The organism is Pantoea sp. SIMBA_079, from assembly GCF_046940275.1.
GTDB classification, from domain to species: domain Bacteria; phylum Pseudomonadota; class Gammaproteobacteria; order Enterobacterales; family Enterobacteriaceae; genus Pantoea; species Pantoea borealis.
This window is the reverse complement of the sequence record NZ_JAWRYR010000461.1, coordinates 1-263: the sequence shown is the minus strand read 5'-3', so window position 1 is coordinate 263 and position 263 is coordinate 1. Positions and strand designations below refer to the sequence as shown.

Here is a 263-nt window from a genome sequence, read left to right as displayed (position 1 = left end):
CATCGGCCCGCGTGACCGCCTGCTGCTGGTGCAGGTGGGCAAGGAGCAGATCCTGATCGGCCATACCCCCGGCAGTATCGAGGCCCTGCACGTACTGGCCGAACCCGTGGAAGTGCCGGCAAGCGTCCGTCAGGCGACGCCGGAGTTTGCCCAGCGGCTGATGGAGCTGATGGGCAAGGACCCTAAGGACAACAAGTGATGAGCGGCGCGCTGCGTACGTTGTTGACTCTGGCGCTGCTGCTGGCTGCGCCGCTGGCCCTGGC

Annotated in this window: 1 protein-coding gene; it reads left to right on the top strand. The window is 66.9% G+C overall.

Translation table 11 applies throughout. The annotated features are described in order from the left end of the window. The coding region (locus tag SB719_RS20810) for a FliO/MopB family protein (protein WP_412159838.1) at nucleotides 1-199 on the top strand (199 nt) is incomplete at its 5' end. Nucleotides 200-263 lie beyond the last annotated feature (64 nt).